Here is a 17157-nt window from a genome sequence, read left to right on the forward strand (position 1 = left end):
GCACTGGCACGGCATTACCGCAGGCGAAATACCTCAACTGAGCGCGACAAGGACACCGCGTTGCCCTTGAGCGCCTGGGCCGACGCGGCGGTCTCCTCGACCAGTGCCGCGTTCTGCTGCGTCACGGTCTCCAGTTGCGTGACGGCCTCGTTCACCTGGCCGATGCCAATCGACTGTTCTGCCGTGGCCTGGCTGATCTCGCGCACCAAATCGCTCACGCGGGACACCGACGACACCACGTCGGCAATCGTCTGGCCGGCCTGGTCCATCTGGCGCGAGCCATCGGCCACCTGCGACACCGAGGTGCCGATCAGTGCCCGGATCTCCTTGGCTGCACCCGCGCTGCGCTGCGCTAGGGCGCGCACCTCGCCGGCCACCACAGCAAAACCCCGGCCCTGCTCGCCCGCGCGAGCGGCTTCCACGGCAGCGTTGAGCGCCAGCAGATTGGTCTGAAACGCAATGCCTTCGATGACCGAGACAATCTCGCCCACCTTGCGCGACGACTGCTCAATGGCATGCATGGCCTGCCCCACCTGCTGCACCGCCGCGCCACCAGCGCGCGCCACTTCGGCGCTCTGGGTGCTGTCCCTGGCCACCGCGCTCGATGTGTCGGCCGTCTGCCGCACCGTGCTGGAAAGCTCTTCCATCGCGGCGGCGGTTTCCTGCAGATTGGCGGCCTGCGCCTCGGTGCGCTGGTAAAGGTCATGCCCGCCCTGGGCGATTTCTTCGGCCGACCGCAAAAAGCCCGCAATCTCCGTGCGCACATCGCCCACCACGGCACGCAGGTTGACCTGGATCTGCTCCAGGCCGCGCACCAGGGGCGCCAGCGACGGCGCGCACTGCCCGCTGTTGAGGGAAGTGGCCAGGTTGCAGCCGGCAATGTCGCCGGCAAACCGCTCGACCGTGCGCATGCCACCCACGATGCGGCCGTGGAACCACGCCAGCACGGCCGCAGAGCCCGCCAGCATCAAACCAAGCTGGGCGCCCCAGGCCAGGGCGCCCTGCCAGCCCAGCCAGCGCGGCAGCATGCCCACCAGCACCACGCCCAGCAGCATCAGCGCCAGGGTCTGCGTGGCCGACATCTGCTTCAGCCGCTGCAGCGCACCGCGCATCCCGGGATAAACCACCCGGCCATGGTGCAACCGGATGGTCTCGCGTTGCGCCGCGAGATCACTGCGCAGTTGGGCATACAGGGCTTCGGCCTGCTGCACCTCGGCACGGCCCGGCTTGGTGCGCACCGACAGGTAGCCGCGCGGCTTGCCGTTTTCCATGATGGGCGTGACGTTGGCACGCACCCAGTAAAAACCGCCGTCCTTGCGCCGGTTCTTCACCAGCCCGGTCCAGGTGTGGCCGCGCCCGATGGTGGACCACATGTCCTTGAACGCCTGGGGTGGCATGTCGGGGTGGCGGATCAGGTTGTGCGGCTGGCCTGCCAGCTCATCGTGGCTGTAGCCGCTGGCCTCGACGAAGGCCGGGTTGCAATGCACGATGACACCCTTGGTGTCGGTGGACGACACCAGCATGCTCTCGTCCGGAAATTCATACTCGTGCTGGGTTACCGGCAAATTCACACGCATGGGCGGGGATCCTTGTGCTGTCCTGGCCAGAAAACGGCAGGAAAACCTTTGATTGTAATCAATCAGTCACAAATTAACACAAATTCCCCATTCCGGTGCATCGTCAGAACAGCGGTGCGGTGTGCGGGTCCGGCTGCCGCGGCGGGCGGTTGGTTGTGGAAACCGGTACATCCCCCAGCAGCAGATGGTCGGACAGGCGCACCAACGCTCCCACCCGCACGCCCAGCAGGCGCAAGCGCCGCTCCAGGGGCACGCGCTTGAGGCACAGCCCCGCCGTGTGGCGGATGGTGGCCGCGTCCTGCGTGGGCGTGGGCAAGGTGTGGTCGCGCGTGGCGGTCTTGAAGTCGTCGTAGCGCAGCTTGATGCCAATGGTCTTGCCCACATAGCCCTTGCGCTGCAGGTCCTCGGCCACGCGCTGGCACAGGTCGGTAAAGATGCGCGAAAGCTCGGCCCTGTCGCGCACGGCATGCAGGTCGCGCTCGAACGTGGTTTCGCGGCTCATGCTCACGGGCTCGCTCTCGGTCACCACGGGGCTGTCGTCCTGGCCCCAGGCCACGCGGTGCATCCAGGCCCCGGTCGATTGGCCGAAATGGCCCATCAGCCACTGCGGGTCTTGCGCGGCCAGATCGCCAATGGTGTGCACTCCCAGCGCCGCCAATTTTTCGCCCGCCTTGGGGCCGATGCCATTGATCTTGCGCACGTTGAGCGGCCAGATCTTGCTCTGCAGGTCTTCGGCATAGACGATGGAGATGCCGTTGGGCTTGTTGAACTCGCTGGCCATCTTGGCCAGCAGCCGGTTGGGCGCCACGCCGATCGAGCAGGTCAGGCCCGTGGCGTCGAAGATGCTTTTCTGGATGAGCCGCGCCAGCACGCGCCCGCCTTCGCGCTGGCCGCCGGGCACGTCGGTGAAGTCGATGTAGACCTCGTCCACGCCCCGGTCCTGCATCACCGGCGCGATCTCGGTGATGGTGTGCTTGAACAGGCGCGAGTATCTGCGCACCTCGTCAAAGTCCACGGGCAGCACGATGGCCTGGGGGCACAGCCGGGCGGCCTTCATCATGCCCATGGCCGAACCCACGCCAAACTGCCGTGCGGCATAGGTGGCGGTGGTGATGACGCCGCGGCCCACATAGTCCTTGAGCAGCGGGAACTCGGCCACGGGAATGAAGCGCGGCTCGCGCGGGCCTGTGCCATCGGGGCTTTGCAGCAGCAGATCGTCCGCCCGGCGGCGCCCGCCGCCAATCACCACGGGCAGCCCCTTGAGCTGCGGGTAGCGCAGCAGCTCGACGGAAGCAAAGAACGCGTCCATGTCGAGGTGCGCGATGCGGCGCAGCCGCGCGGGGCGGTCAGCGACGGGGACAGAAAAAGCAGGATCGGCTTCGGTCACAGCCGCTATTTTGCGCCGTGCCCTCAGCACCCGCAGGGTTCAGGCTTTCGCCAGGGCTGCCCGGCGAATCCCCTGCAACGTGCCGGTGGGCGTGATGGCCTCGGGGTCGATCAGACAGTGCAGCACGCTGGGCAGACCGCTGGCGCGGGCGCGCGCCAGGGCGGGAGCGAACTCTTCGGTGGTGGTCACGCGCTCGCCGTGGCCGCCGAAGGCCTGGGCGTAGGCCTTGAAGTCGGGATTTGTCAGTGCCGTCGCACTGATGCGGCCAGGGTACTCGCGCTCCTGGTGCATGCGGATGGTGCCGTACATGGCGTTGTCCAGCAGCACCACGATGATGGGCAGGCCGTACTGCACGGCGGTGGCGAACTCCTGGCCGTGCATCAGGAAGTCACCGTCGCCCGCAAAAACCACCACCTCGCGCTGCGGCCACAGGCGCTTGGCGCCCACGCCCGCGGGCAGGCCGTAGCCCATCGATCCACTGGTGGGCGCGAGCTGGCTCGCATAGGTGGTGAAGGGCCAGAAGCGGTGCACCCAGGTGGCGAAGTTGCCCGCGCCGTTGCAGAAGATGGTGTCGGCGGGCAGCACTTCCTTGAGGTGCTGCATCACCTGGCCCATCTGCAGATTGCCGGGGATGCGGATGGGCGCGGTATCGCTCCACGCCAGGTATTCGGCATGGGCGGCTTCTGCATGGGCCTTCCAAGCAACAGGGGCCGTGGGGCGCACTGCGCCCAGCGCCGCAGCAAACGCCTGGGGCGTGGCGTGGATGGCCTGTGTGGGGCGGTAGAGCTTGCCCAGCTCGTCCGCATCGGCATGCACATGCACAAACGGCTGCGCGGGTGTGGGAATGTGGAACAGCTCGTAGCCCTGCGATGGCACCTCCGACAGTCGCCCGCCCACCACCAGCACCAAGTCCGACGCCTTGATGCGCGCAAGCAGCTTGGGGTTGACGCCCAGGCCCAGGTCACCGCCGTAGCAGGCGTGTGTGGCCGGGAACAGCATCTGGCGGCGGAACGAGCAGTACACCGGCAGCGACCACGCTTGGGCAAACGCCACAAACTCGCGCACCGCCTGCTCAGACCAGCGACTGCCGCCCAGGACCGCCACCGGCTGGTGCGCGGCCTTGAGGCGCTCGGCCAACTCGGCCAACTGCGCCGCACCGGGGTGCGTTTCGGTCACCTGGTAGGGCAGCGCGTCGGCCACCGTGGCGGCCTCGGTCAGCATGTCTTCGGGCAGCGCCACCACCACAGGGCCGGGACGGCCCGAAGTGGCGACATGGAAGGCGCGCGAAATCAGCTCGGGCATGCGCGCCGGGTCGTCGATCTGCACCACCCACTTGGCCATGGTGCCAAACACCGCGCCGTAATCGAGCTCCTGAAACGCCTCTCGCCCCATGGCGCCACGCGCCACCTGGCCCACAAACAGGATGAGTGGGGTCGAGTCCTGGTGTGCAATGTGGATGCCCGCAGCCGCGTTGGTGGCGCCCGGCCCGCGCGTCACAAAGCAGATGCCGGGCTTCCCGGTGAGCTTGCCCTGCGCCTCGGCCATCATGGCCGCGCCACCCTCCTGGCGGCACACGGTGACGGCGATGTGGGCGTCATGCAGGGCGTCCAGCACGGCCAGGTAGCTTTCACCGGGCACGCAAAACAGCTGCTGGACGCCGTGGACGAGGAGTTGATCGACCAGAATCTGGCCGCCGGTGCGGGACGTTGTCATGGGCGCTACTAAAGGCATTGTGAATTCAGGCCAGCGGATAAGTGCCCGGCAGCAGGATGCTGCAGTCCACCTGGTCGATGTGGGTACGGCCGCAAAACGCCATGGTGATGTCCAGCTCTTTCTGGATGATCTCGAGCGCCCGGGTCACGCCCGCCTCGCCATAGGCGCCCAGGCCATACAGAAAACTGCGGCCGATCAGCGTGCCGCGTGCGCCCAGGGCGCGGGCCTTGAGCACGTCCTGGCCGCTGCGGATGCCGCCATCCATCCACACCTCGATGTCCTTGCCCACCGCCTCGGCGATGGCGGGCAGCGCCGCAATCGACGAGGGCGCGCCATCGAGCTGGCGGCCGCCGTGGTTGCTGACGATGAGCGCGTCGGCACCGCTGTTGGCCGCCAGGCGCGCATCTTCGGCGTCCATGATGCCCTTCAGAATCAGCTTGCCGCCCCAGCGCTTCTTGATCCACTCCACATCGCCCCAGTTGAGTTGCGGGTCGAACTGCTCGGCCGTCCACGATGCCAGCGACGACATGTCGCCCACGCCCTTGGCATGGCCGACGATGTTGCCAAAGCTGCGGCGTTTGGTGCCCAGCATGCCCAGGCACCAGTGCGGCTTGGTCGCCAGATTGATGAGGTTGGCCAGCGTGGGCTTGGGCGGCGACGACAGGCCGTTCTTGATGTCCTTGTGGCGCTGGCCCAGGATCTGCAGATCCAGCGTGAGCTGCAGCGCCGAGCAGCCAGCGGCCTTGGCCCGGTCGATCAGGCGCTCGATGTAGTCGCGGTCGCGCATCACATACAGCTGAAACCAGAAGCCGGGGCCGGCGTGCTCGGCCACGTCTTCGATGGAGCAGATGCTCATGGTCGATAGGGTGAACGGAATGCCAAACGCCTTGGCCGCGCGCGCGCCCAGGATTTCGCCGTCGGCATGCTGCATGCCGGTGAGGCCGGTGGGCGCAATGGCCACGGGCATGGCCACGTCCTGGCCGACCATGGTGGTGCGGGTGCTGCGGCCCTCCATGTTCACGGCCACGCGCTGGCGCAGCTTGATGCCCTGGAAATCGGCGGTGTTGGAGCGGTAGGTGCCCTCGGTGTACGAGCCCGAATCGGCATAGTCATAGAACATGCGCGGCACGCGGCGCCGGGCAACGACACGCAGGTCTTCGATGCAGGTTACTTTGGACAGATTGGGCACGCGGGCACTCCGGATAAGGGGGAATTGGCGTTGAATGGTAGGCGGCGGCGCGCGCCAGGGCCATCAAAATTATTTGCGCGGCCGTGCAACAAATTTCGCGCCCCCAAGTCAGGGGGGCGGCGCCCCACCAGGGCATTTCAACAAAACAAGACCAAAGCGCTTACACAGCAAGCGCAAGTAGCTATTATTTCAGGAGCAAATTGAAGCCTGATCGTCTTCGAGCGCCACCCGCACGGGCTCAGCATCCACCCCGGCATAGACGCGAAACTGCCGCCGGCCCGCATGTTTTGCGGCATACATGGCCGCGTCGGCATGGCGCGACAGCGTTTCGAAGTCCTGGCCATGCTCGGGAAACAGTGCAATACCGCCGCTCAGTTCCACGGACAGCACCCGGCCGTTGAGCAGATAAGGGGCGCTGCATGCGGCCATGATCTTGCGCGCCACATGGCTGGCCTGCTCGGTGGTGTCGATGCCCGGCAGCAGCACCACGAATTCGTCGCCCCCCTGGCGGCACACCGTGTCCGACGCACGCACCGCACCCGTGAGGCGCTGCGCCAGCTGCACCAGCAATTCGTCGCCCACATCGTGGCCCAGCGTGTCGTTGACCTGCTTGAAGCCATCGAGATCGATGTACATCACGGCCACCGACTTGCCGTCGCGCCGCGCCTGGGCCAGCGCCTGGCGGGCCCGGTCCTGCAGCAGCACGCGGTTGGGCAGGTCGGTGAGCGCGTCGTATTGCGCCAGGTGCGCCATGCGCTCCTGCATGGCCACGGTGTCGGTCACATCGCGCAGCACGGTCACGGCGCCAGTGATCTGGCCATGGCGGTCGGTGATGGGGCTGGCCGACTCCTCCACATCAAAGCGCTGGCCGCTGGTGCGGTGCAGCACCACGCCGCGCGTGGGCTCCACCGGTTTTTGTTGCTGCAGCGCCAGGCGCAGCGGGCTGGGCTGGGGCGCCTGTCCGTCCGGGCTTTGCAGCCGAATCACTTCGTCCACACTGCGGCCGGCGGCATCAAACCCCTGCCAGCCCGTCAGGCGCTGGGCCACGGGGTTCAGGTAGGTGACGACACCCTGCGCGTCGGTGCAGACCACGGCATCGCCAATGGCCTTGAGCGTCAGGCGCATGCGCTCTTTTTCCTCGAACAGCGCCTCTTCCATGTGCTTGCGCTCCGTGATATCGGTCACCTGCACAAAAATGCCGCGCACGTCGTCGCCGTCAACGTCGGGCACATAGGAGACGATGCTGTGGCGTGCCGCTCCCTGGTTGTCCACACGCGTGCGCTCGAAAATCTGTGGATGCCCCTGCAGCGCCTGCTCCAGATAAGGCCGGCTCTTTTCGTAAAGATCACCGCCCAGCAGCTCGCGCAGGTGCTTGCCACGCAACTGGTCGGGCGTCATGCCAAACCAGTCCAGATAGGCATGGTTGGCAAAACGGTTGTACTGATTACGGTCCCAGTAACCAATCATGGACGGCAGGTTGTTCAAAATGGTGCGCAGATCGTGCTCGACCTGCTGCAGCTGGCCACTGACCTGCTGGCGGCGGCGCAACTCGCGCGCAAACAGCCCGGCCAGCCCCACGCAGGCCGCCATCAGCAGCAGGGCAAACCCGCCCAGAAGCCAGGCGCTGCGGTACCAGCTGGCCAGGATGGCATCCACCGACTGGGCCACATTCACCATCAGGGGATAGTCACCCACATGCCGGAACGCATAGAGGCGCTCGACGTTGTCGAACGCCGCCCGGCCGGTGAAAACGCCGCTGCGGGCGGACTGGAAGATGCGGATGTTGGGCGTGCCTGCCAGGCTGCGGCCCACCGCGTCCTCGGCAAAGGGGGAACGGACAAGGACAACGCCATCGACCCGGAACAGATTCAGGCGATCGCGGACCCCCAGGTTCAATGCTTCGAACAGGCTTTGAAAATGCGCCAGACGGATGGTGCCCACGACCACCCCCGCCAGCTGACCGTCAGGCCCATAGTAAGCGCGGCTCACAGGCAGGCTTTGCAGGCCGGTCAGGCGTGCGCGCACCGGCGCGCCCACATACAGCCCCGTGTGCGCACCGCTCTCGAACACCTTGACGTAGTCGCGATCGGCAAAGTTGGCCTTGCGGGGCTCCGGAAACTCCGAGTCGAGCACCACGTTGCCCGCCCGGTCCAGCACCAAAATGGAGCCAATGCCCTGCACGCGCAGCGAATTGTCGAACAACGCACGTTGGCGCATCTCGACCGGCAGGGCCATCACGCGCGGATCGCCGATGCCCTCCACCACCCCTTGAATCGACAAGTCAAAAGACTCCATCGTGCGGGCAATGTTCTGGTCCAGCGTGCGCACCAGGTTGACGTTGGTGCGCTCGGCATTGCGCCACGCCTCCTCGCGCAGGGTCCAGATGCTGCGGGCAAACAGGCCGCCAATGCCCAAAGACAGCAGCACGGCCAGCAGGATCAGACGGGAAGTGGCAGAGGAACGCACAAACAAGGGAACAAACAGATTTTTACAATTGTACGCACTGACATGGTGCGCACTGCTTGGTGCGTGGGGGCCACCCCGTCACCGCCCAGGCGCCGCGCTGGCACGCACCCCGGCGCCCCGCACCTCGATGCGCACCTCGTCCAGCACGGTGCCCGCTGCATCGGTCAGTTGTATCACATGGCGCCCCGGCCACGGCAGCCAGCCCACCTGCGGCCCGCGCCCCAGCGGCTTGCCGTCCAGGCGCCAATGCAGCCCCTGCCCGCTGGCCCGCAGGTGCAGGCGCTGGCGCGCCGGTGGAATGTCGGGGTCCAGCGCCACGATGGTGCCGGGCGGCGGCGCGGTGATGCGCGCGGCGGCCCCCGTGGTCGCGGGCGCGGGGGCACCGCGAGCAGCAGTTTTTGAACCTTTTTGGCCTCTGGCGCTTGATTCATAAGCGCCATCAGCTCCTGAATCCATAGCAAAAACCGCCTGCTGCGTGCCGGGCACAAACCACTCCTCGCGCGCGGCCTCCAGTGGCTGGGCGTTGCCTGCCGGGGGCGGCTGTGCCGGGCCAAACCGCACCGCTGCGCGCACCAGGCCGGCGGGCGCCCCGGGGGGCCGGCTGGGCTCGCGTGCGTGCAAAAAACCCATCACCGCCGCCCAGACGGGCGCCGCGCCGCTGGTGCCGCTGACGTCGTGCATGGCTGCGCCGCTGGCGTTGCCAACCCACACGCCCACGGTGTAGCGCTCGGACCAGCCCACCGCCCAGTTGTCGCGCATGTCCTTGCTGGTGCCGGTTTTCACGGCAGACCAGAAGCGCGTGGCCAGCACGCTGTCGGCGCCAAAAGTGCGCGCGCGCGCATTGCCGTCGGACAGGATATCGCCCACGATGTATGCGGCATGCGCGTCGATGGCGGGGGTGAAATGCGCCTTGGCATCGGCCAACGCCACCGCACTGGCACGACCGCCATTGGCCAGGGTGCGAAATGCGTTGGTCAGGTGCAGCAACGGCACTTCGGGGCTGCCCAGTGCCAGGCTGTAGCCAAAATAATCGCCGCTTTCGCGCAATGGCAAACCCACGGCAGCCAGTTGCCGGTGGAACGCGTCAGGCGTCACCATGACCAGCGCCCGCACCGCCGGCACATTGAGCGAGGCCGCCAGCGCCGTGCGCACCGACACCCAGCCCTTGAACTGGCGGTCGTAGTTCTGCGGGATGTAGAGGCCGCTGGCGGTGGTGATCTGCGCGGGCGAGTCCTGCACCAGCGACGCCGCCGTGAGCCGCTGCTCGGCAATCGCCTGCGCATACAGAAAAGGCTTGAGCGTGGAACCCGGCTGGCGCAGCGCCAGCACGCCATCCACTTCGCCGGCCTGGCTCAGCGCACCTGACGACCCCACCCAGGCCAGCACCGCGCCCGTGGCGTTGTCCAGCACCAGCACCGCGCCGTCTTCGACATGGCGCCCGCGCAGCTCGCGCAGCTGCTGCTGCAGGCTCTGCACGGCAAAGCGCTGCAGCGGGGCGCGCAGCGTGCTGGGCACCCTTTCCGGCACGGCGCCGTCCTTGAACCGCTGGCGCAGCAGGTAGCGCGCAAAGTGCGGGGCCACGCCGTCGCTCGCATCAAAGGCCCGGCGCTGCAGCGCGGCAGTGGTGAACAGGTCCAGCGCATCGCAATCCACGCGGGCGGCCCCGTTGCCGGGGCGCTGCTGCATGTCGCGCAGCACGCCACAGGCACGTTGCGCCACCAGCGCGGGCCGGGCATTGGGCGCGCGCACCAGGGCTGCGGCCACGGCCGCCTCGCGGTCGTCTAGGCCGTGGGCCGCCTTGCCAAACAGCGTGCGGCTCAGGGCATCAATGCCCACCAGCTCGCTGCGAAACGGCACAAGGTTGAGATACGCCTCCAGGATCTGGTCCTTGCGCCAGCGCCGGTCCAGCACCTGCGCGGCCACGGTCTGCCCGAGCTTTTGCGCCACGCTGCGGCCACCCGGACCCTGGCGCCAGTCCCCATCGAGCAAGCCCGCCAGTTGCATGGTGATGGTGCTGGCCCCGCGCGTGCGCTGGTTCCACAGGTTGCCCCAGGCTGCAGCCGATGCGGCGCGCCAGTCCACGCCGCTGTGCTCAAAAAAACGCTTGTCCTCGCTGAGCACCAGCGCCTGGCGCAGCGCCGGCGACACCTCGGCCAGCGGCACCCACTGGCCGCGCCGCACTGTGGCGTCCACGCGCAGGCGCTGCAGCACCTCGCCCTCGCGCGAAAGGATCAGTGTGTCGGAGGGTTGGAAGTCGGCGCGCACCTCACCAAACGGCGGGATCGCCCACGCGGCCGATGCACAGACAACCCACAACGCCCAGCCGGCGCACCAGGGGCGCACTGTCCACCAGCGCTCAGTCATCGGGTGCTCGCGGTCGAAACGCTTTTCCGCTTCGGTCAGGTGGCGCAGCAGCACGTGCGAGATGAGGTTTACGCCAATGCCGCCATACACCACGGGCAATAGATAGAGCGCGAGAGACAACTCGGAGACAAACACCGCATCGTCGGCCAGTGAAGGCGTATTTTTGGCCACGCTCGCCAGCGTCTGCAGCAGGTACACGTCCACCCCCGCAATCAGCACCAGCGCAATACCGAACCCCATCACCGACATACGCGAAATGGACTGCGTGACGAGCAGCAGCGCATAAATCCCCACAGGCAGTACCAGCGAGAACACCACCAGCAACCAGAAGCGAAATTCAACAAAAACGGTGAGGTTCATGGCGTGAATGATGGTTGGGGATGCAGAACGGGCACAAGTGCATCGCTATGGAAAATCGACCTTGACCCGCGCGTTCGGCGCTTCGCCAAACATCTCTGGCGCATACAGCGCCTCGACCCGGCTCGGGGGCAGCGCGAAGTCGCCCGCGTTGTTCAGCCGCACGGTGTATTCCATCGTGACCGTGCCCTTGGGCAGGTACTCGTAGTAGCTGCGGAAGGCTTCGAAGCTGCGCTCCTCGAACGCGGGCCAGCCGCTGCCGCTCTTTTTCTCGCCCTGCGTGGCAATCGCTGAATCGCGGCCCAGGCCGCTGCCCAGGATGGTGGCGCCGCCCGGAATGGGGTCGGTGATGGCCACCCAGGTCATGTCGGCGCTGGCGTTGACCGTGAGCGTCACGCGCAACACATCGCCGCGCGTGTACTGGCCGGCAGGCAGCGACTTGTTGGCCTGCTCCACCGGCGTGATGGTCTTGGTAATCGCATAGCCGGCGGCAAACGGTGCCTTGAGCTGGATGGCGGCCACCGACTGCAGCGTGAGCCAGGGCTTGCCGGTGCCTTGGTGCGCGACGGCCAGTTGCTCCTTGCCCCCGGGCTTGCCCGGACTGGCTGACCAGGGCAGGAACATACCGTTGTTCTTCAGGTTGCCGGGCGATGCGGGCGCGCCAAACCAGGTGGTCTGACTGGCGGCGCCGCTGGCGTCGGTGGTTTTCACGCGCTCGACCTTGCTCCAGTCCACGTTGGCGGTGTTGGCTGCCATCGTTGCCTTGGTCATCCCCGACACCGGCGTGGCCTCAAACCTGGCGCTGAATTTCTCCAGCGCCAGCCCGCCCCACAGGTTGGCCGTGGTGGTGTGCCAGGCACCCGCCTGCTGGCGGCTGATGAAACCATTGGCCAGGCGCCCCATGTCGTCCTTCCAGGCCGGGTCGTCCATTACGGCCAGCATCAGGCGAGCGGTGTTCAGGTCGCCGTTTTGCATCAGCCACCACCAGTAATCCTGATGCTCGGTGCTGAAGATCAGCTTGGTGCCCTGGAACGACAGGCGGCTGCGCAGAACCTGCATGGCCTCGGCCAGGCGCTGGTCGCGCTGGGACACATCGGCCACGCGCTTCAATATGTTGACCCAGTCGATCACCGTGTGCGTGGGCCACTGGTTGGGCGCGATGGTGATGCTGCTCACCATGCGGCCCTGGGCTTTGCCGTAGCGCGACAGCGCCTCGATGGCCGCGAGCTTGCGCATGTCGAGGTCTTTGCGCGGGCTCCAGAAGCTGCGCTCGATGCGGCCTTCGACAAACGCGATCAGGCCACGCTCCATCGGCGCACGCACATCGTCGGGCAGCGCAAACGCGGGGTTGATGCTGGCCGCCTCATGCGTGGCCGCCAGCAGGTAGGCCGTGAGGGTGTCGCTCCCGCGGCTGGCATCGCCATCGCGCGGCGGGAAGTAGTTGGCCAGGCCGTCGCTGTCGAGGTAGGTGGGCAGTTGCGCCACCACCGTCTGCCACAGCGCCCCGTCGCGCAGGCCCACGGCCTTGCTGGTCTTTTGCTCCAGGCAGGCAAACGGGTAGCGGGCCCACCAGTCTCGCACGCCCGGCAAGCCTTCGGCCAACTTGGGCTGCAGCGACATCTTGAGGCCGCCCCGCTTCACTCCAGATTCAGGCAGGGCGTCGGCGGGCGGGTTCCCATCCAGGTGGAGGCTGCCGTCCACCTGCACCAGCGTGGCCTGCTGCACCGTGAGCGGCACGGCGGGAATCAGCTTCTGGCTGGCCTTGAGCGCATCGCTCGCGCCACCCAGCTTGTCCCTGGCTTCGATCTCCCACAGGATGGCCTGGGCGCGCGTCTGCGCCAGTTGCGCAGGCGCCGTCACGTTCCAGGCCACCTCGCGCGCCTCGCCAGGCGGGATATCGATGGTTTGCGGCTTCAGGTCCAGCAGCGTGGCGCGCGGCGCCACCTCCACCTTCATCGCCGCCTTGGTGGTGTTGCGCAGCATGATCTGGGCGCGGAACTGGTCGTCCTCGCGCACCAGCGGCGGCAAGCCGCTGATGATCTGCAAATCCTGCGTGGCGCGAATGCTGGTGCTGCCGGTGCCGAACAGGCCCGTGAACGCATCGGCCACCGCCACGATCTTGAAGGTGGTGAGCGCATCGTTGAGCGGCACCGTGACTTTCGCCTGTCCGTTGGCGTCGAGCTTGAGCGCGGGCTCCCACAGCAGCAGGGTGTCGAGCAGCTCACGCGTCTGCGCGCGGCCACCGCCACCGCCCGCGGGCACGGCCTTCTTGCCGTAGTGGCGGCGGCCGATGATCTCCATTTGCGCCGTCGATGTCTCCACGCCCCAGCTGCGGCGCTGCAGCATGGCTTCAAGCAGGTTCCAGCTGGTGTTGGGCATCAGCTCCAGCAGGGCCTGGTCCACCGCGGCCAGCGCCACCTCGGCGTGGGCGGCGGGCTTGCCACCGGGCAGCGTGGCGGTGATGGTGACCTGCGCCTTGCCGCGCACGGCATAGCTTTCCTTGTCTGCCGTCACCTTCACGTTGATCTGGTGGGCCTGGGTGCCCACGCGGATTTCGGCCAGGCCCAGGCGGAACGCGGGCTTGGACAAATCCACCAGCGCCGTGGGCGCCTGGTATTCCTTGCCTTCGTACCAGAACGAGGTCCACCATTCGCGCGGCGCCTTGTAGCCCCAGGTGAAGAAGCTGTACCACGGCACCTCGCGCAGGCGGCCGCGCAGCGCCAGCACGCTCACATACACATTCGGGCCCCAGTCGGGCTGCACCTTCAGGCTCACGGTGGGGTCCTGCCCGTTGAGCTGCACAACCTGCGTATCGATGATGCCTTCGCGCTCCACGGCCACCAGCGCCGTGGCAAAGCGGAACGGCATGCGCACCTGGAATTTGGCGGTTTCACCGGGCTGGTAACTTTTCTTCTCGGGCAGCAGGTCGATGCGGTCGTGGTCTTCGCCGCCAAACCACAGCTCGCCCTGGCGCGTGACCCACACCGACGACGCGGCCTCGCTGGTGTTGCCATCGCGGTCGGTGGCGGTCACCACCAGCTCCACCTCGCCCGCCTCGTCGAGCCGGGCTTCGCACAGCAGCAGGCCGCGCGCATCGCTTTTGCCGGTGCACACGGTGCCCAGGTCTTTGGTTTCGGTCTGGTTGTCGTAGCTGTAGAACCCGCCCACCATGCGCTTGCGTGTGGTGGTGGTGATGCGGGCGATGGCCTGCACCTGCAGCGAGGTGTCGGCGGCCGGCTTGCCATCGTGCTGCAGCGCCAGCGCCTGAAAGCGGATCTTCTGGCGCGCAGACACCCAGCCTTCGGTCTTGATGCCCGCCACCACCGCGGCAGGCCACAGTGTCTGCGTGCTGCGCAGCGTCTGTACCTCGCCATTGGGATCGGCGTAGGTGGCTTCGAGCAGCAGCTCCTGCGGCTGGCGGGCCTGGGGCACGTTGTCAATGGTGAGCTGTCCCGCGCCGTCCTTGTTCAGCGTGAGCGGCAGTTTGTCGGCGATCACGCGCGCATCCTGGCTGGCCGTGGCCTCCTCATCGTCGCTGCTGGCATTCGACTGCTCGCGCTTGCGCGGGGGGTTGAAGCTGAAAGCGTCGTAGTCGCTGAACTGCAGATACTTGCCCCGCACCATCGCCGACACGCGCACCGGCAGGTTGGCCGCGCCGCCGCCGGCCACATAGCTGATCTGCACGTCGGTGGGCACCGAGCGCACATGCACCAGGGCCTTCTTGTCGCTGGGCGTGATGCGGCCCTGCAGCACCGGCAGGCGGAACTCTTCCACCCGGAACTGGCCCGAGCCGAAGCTGCGCCCGGGGTCCGCGCCGTTGCGCAGCTCCACTTGGTAAACACCCAGCTTGGCCGCGGGCGGCACGGCAAAGCTGCTCTGTGCGCTCAGGCCGCCGGTGGCGGTGTTGCGCCACGCCAGCGGCTGCGTGAACTGCTGGCCGCTGCCCACATGGGTGATAGCCAGGGTGTCGGGCCGCGCCTCGGGCAGGGCAAAGCCCTGGCGCGTTTGGGTGCGCAGCACATGTTTCATCGACACCGTCTCGCCCGCGCGCAGCAGCGTGCGGTCAAAAATGGTGTGGGCGCGCTCGTCGGGGCGTGCCTCGGTGCTGGTGGGCACGTTAAAGCGCCAGGGCTCGATGCCGCGCTGCCAGTCGCTCCAGGTGAAGGCCATGTCTTCGACACCGTCGCCGCCATTGCTGCGCGCACTGACAAAATACGCCTGGCCACCACTGTCGCCGTCGCCATCGCCATACGCATCACCGCAGCGCACGGGGTCGGACGACAGGCCTTCGATGCGGGCAATGCCTTGCGCGTCCGTCAAGGCATTGGCCAGCTCGTTGCCCCTGCAGTCCGACACGCGCACCGTGGCGCCGGGCACGGGTTGGCCCTTGTCGAGCGTGGTGACCCAGGCCAGCGCGTTTTCGCGGCCCAGCTTGAAGTGCACGCCGAGGTTGGTGACCAGCGCCGAGGTTCGCACAACCATGGTGCGGCTGTCGCCGTGGCGCTCGTCGAGCAGCGAGGCGCCGAGTTTTTGCGATGCGATCTCGACCACATGGAAACCCGGTGTGAGCGGGATTCCCACCACCTCGAAGGGGCGCGGGTCCTTGCTGGCGGGTTGCGGCAGGTCGAGCGTCTTCACACCGCTCTTGCCGGCCAGCAGCGACAGCATGCGCGACTGCACCGTTTCCTTGTTGTCATCAAGCACCTTGGGCAGTGGGCCCGTCACGTCCTGCCGCGCCTGCTTGCGGCTCACCAGGGTGGCGTTGTAGCGCTGCACTTTCTTGAACCAGGCAATGATCTCGGCGTCGGTGCGCGGCCTGAGCGTGCTCACCTTGCCTGCGGGCGCCATGGCGGCACCCGGCTGCAGGCCCTGCACGCGCAGGGCGGCCTCGACATTGCGCAGCGTTACCGGCAGCAGCGCAGGTGGTTTGTCGGCGGCGGGGCCTTCGGCAAAGCGCTCCACGATGCCAAAGGGCGCTGCGGCAAACTTGGCCAGGGGCGGCCTGCCGCCCGTGGCCACCTTCAGCGGAAAGCTGTCGGCGTTGCGCAGCGCGCGGCCCGAGGCGTCCTTGAAGTCCCTGGGCAGCTCCAGCGTGAAGGCCGCGTTCTCGGCCAGGGGGGCAGCAAACTGCACGCTGTTGACCAGCGTATCGGCCTGCTGCCCCTCGGCGCCACTGTCCAGGCGCGGCTGCAGGGTCTCCGTGGGGGATTTCAGGCGGATGGCGGCTGCCAGCTTGCGCGGCACCGGCGCGTTGAAGGACAACGTCATCGGCCGTATCGGCAGGCAGGCAGCCTGGGCGTTCTCGCGTTCACAACTGAACTCGGCGGCAAAAGGCTGGCGCACCTTGTAGTCGAAGCGCCTTTCCACCGCGTTGGGCACGCCGCTGGGCGTGGCCACGCCCTTGCCATACACCAGTTGCACGCGCGAGCCCGAGGTGAGCCGCCGGTTGCAGGCCAGCGAGACAAACTGCAACGGCTCCTTGAGCGCGCGCTGCTCCAGCCCCAGCGATTTCAGCATCTCGCTGCGCTGCGCGCCGTCGACAAGCCGCACCGGCACGCGCTCGCCCACGTCCTGCAGCGCGCACCACAGGTTGGCCTGCACGCTGGCCAGCGTGGCTGGGCCGCTCAGCTGCAGCACAAAGAACTGCTCTTCGTCGATCTCCTGGTAGGTGCCGGGCCGCACGCTCTGGACAAACGGGCCGCCACTATTGAATTGATAGCTTGATGCGCCCGTCAACAATGCGCCAGAGGCCGATTTGAACCCGGGCTTGACGGTCACGGTGCAGCGCACGCCGGGTGGCAGGTCGTTATCGAAGTCGAAGACCCATTCGCGCTCGCTGGTCCAGCGGCCCGTGCCCTGGGTGGCGCTGGCGTCGCTGCAACTCAGGCTGACGGGAGCCGGTGCCTTGGGGTCACCAAAATGGACCGCCGCCGCATCGAATTTGGCCACCATCTGGCGCACCCGCGCCACCTCGCCCCGGGGCGAAAAGTGGGTGATCTGCAAGGCCTGCGCGCCCAGCGCCAGCAGCGACAGGCCGGTGGCCAACATCCATTTTTTTGCGTTCACGCTTTCCCCTCCGACGATTGCGGCGAGCGTAACAAAAC

At 67.2% G+C, this 17157-nt stretch carries 7 protein-coding genes; all 7 read right to left on the minus strand.

Going from position 1 to position 17157, the window contains the following annotated elements; genetic code table 11:
• Positions 1–14: 14 nt before the first annotated feature.
• The 7 genes from CBP34_RS14525 to CBP34_RS14555 all read right to left on the minus strand — a co-directional run bounded on the left by CBP34_RS14525 (position 15) and on the right by CBP34_RS14555 (position 17101).
• Positions 15–1577, minus strand: coding sequence for a methyl-accepting chemotaxis protein (locus CBP34_RS14525; RefSeq protein WP_086927904.1), 1563 nt, complete (start codon positions 1575–1577; stop codon positions 15–17).
• Positions 1578–1680: 103 nt separating this feature from the next.
• Entirely contained in the window at positions 1681–2886 is a 1206-nt protein-coding gene (locus CBP34_RS14530; protein WP_086928789.1) for a Y-family DNA polymerase, read from the minus strand.
• Between the two features lie 117 nt (positions 2887–3003).
• Positions 3004–4677 (minus strand): thiamine pyrophosphate-binding protein, encoded by a 1674-nt coding sequence (locus tag CBP34_RS14535; RefSeq protein ID WP_236748433.1) that lies wholly within the window; start codon positions 4675–4677, stop codon positions 3004–3006.
• A gap of 25 nt (positions 4678–4702) precedes the next feature.
• Positions 4703–5866 (minus strand): alpha-hydroxy acid oxidase, encoded by a 1164-nt coding sequence (locus CBP34_RS14540; RefSeq protein WP_086927906.1) that lies wholly within the window; start codon positions 5864–5866, stop codon positions 4703–4705.
• A 189-nt stretch (positions 5867–6055) separates the two neighbouring features.
• Positions 6056–8332, minus strand: coding sequence for a bifunctional diguanylate cyclase/phosphodiesterase (locus CBP34_RS14545; protein WP_094099195.1), 2277 nt, complete (start codon positions 8330–8332; stop codon positions 6056–6058).
• 78 nt (positions 8333–8410) lie between these two features.
• Positions 8411–10696 carry a penicillin-binding protein 1C gene (gene pbpC, locus CBP34_RS14550; RefSeq protein WP_094099196.1) on the minus strand — a complete coding sequence of 762 codons (2286 nt, stop codon included), beginning with the start codon at positions 10694–10696 and terminating at the stop codon, positions 8411–8413.
• Positions 10697–11101: 405 nt separating this feature from the next.
• A complete protein-coding gene (locus CBP34_RS14555; protein WP_094098445.1) occupies positions 11102–17101 on the minus strand; it encodes an alpha-2-macroglobulin family protein in 6000 nt (1999 codons plus the stop codon).
• Positions 17102–17157: the final 56 nt, after the last annotated feature.

The sequence above is a fragment of the Acidovorax carolinensis genome, assembly GCF_002157145.1.
Taxonomy (GTDB): Bacteria; Pseudomonadota; Gammaproteobacteria; order Burkholderiales; family Burkholderiaceae_C; genus Acidovorax; species Acidovorax carolinensis.

Excerpts from the sequence above, each read along its gene's own strand:
- CBP34_RS14525 (WP_086927904.1), bottom strand. The coding sequence starts at position 1,577 with ATGCGTGTGAATTTGCCGGTAACCCAGCACGAGTATGAATTTCCGGAC.
- CBP34_RS14530 (WP_086928789.1), bottom strand. The coding sequence starts at position 2,886 with ATGGACGCGTTCTTTGCTTCCGTCGAGCTGCTGCGCTACCCGCAGCTC.
- CBP34_RS14535 (WP_236748433.1), bottom strand. The coding sequence starts at position 4,677 with ATGACAACGTCCCGCACCGGCGGCCAGATTCTGGTCGATCAACTCCTC.
- pbpC (WP_094099196.1), bottom strand. The coding sequence starts at position 10,696 with ATGACTGAGCGCTGGTGGACAGTGCGCCCCTGGTGCGCCGGCTGGGCG.
- CBP34_RS14555 (WP_094098445.1), bottom strand. The coding sequence starts at position 17,101 with ATGTTGGCCACCGGCCTGTCGCTGCTGGCGCTGGGCGCGCAGGCCTTG.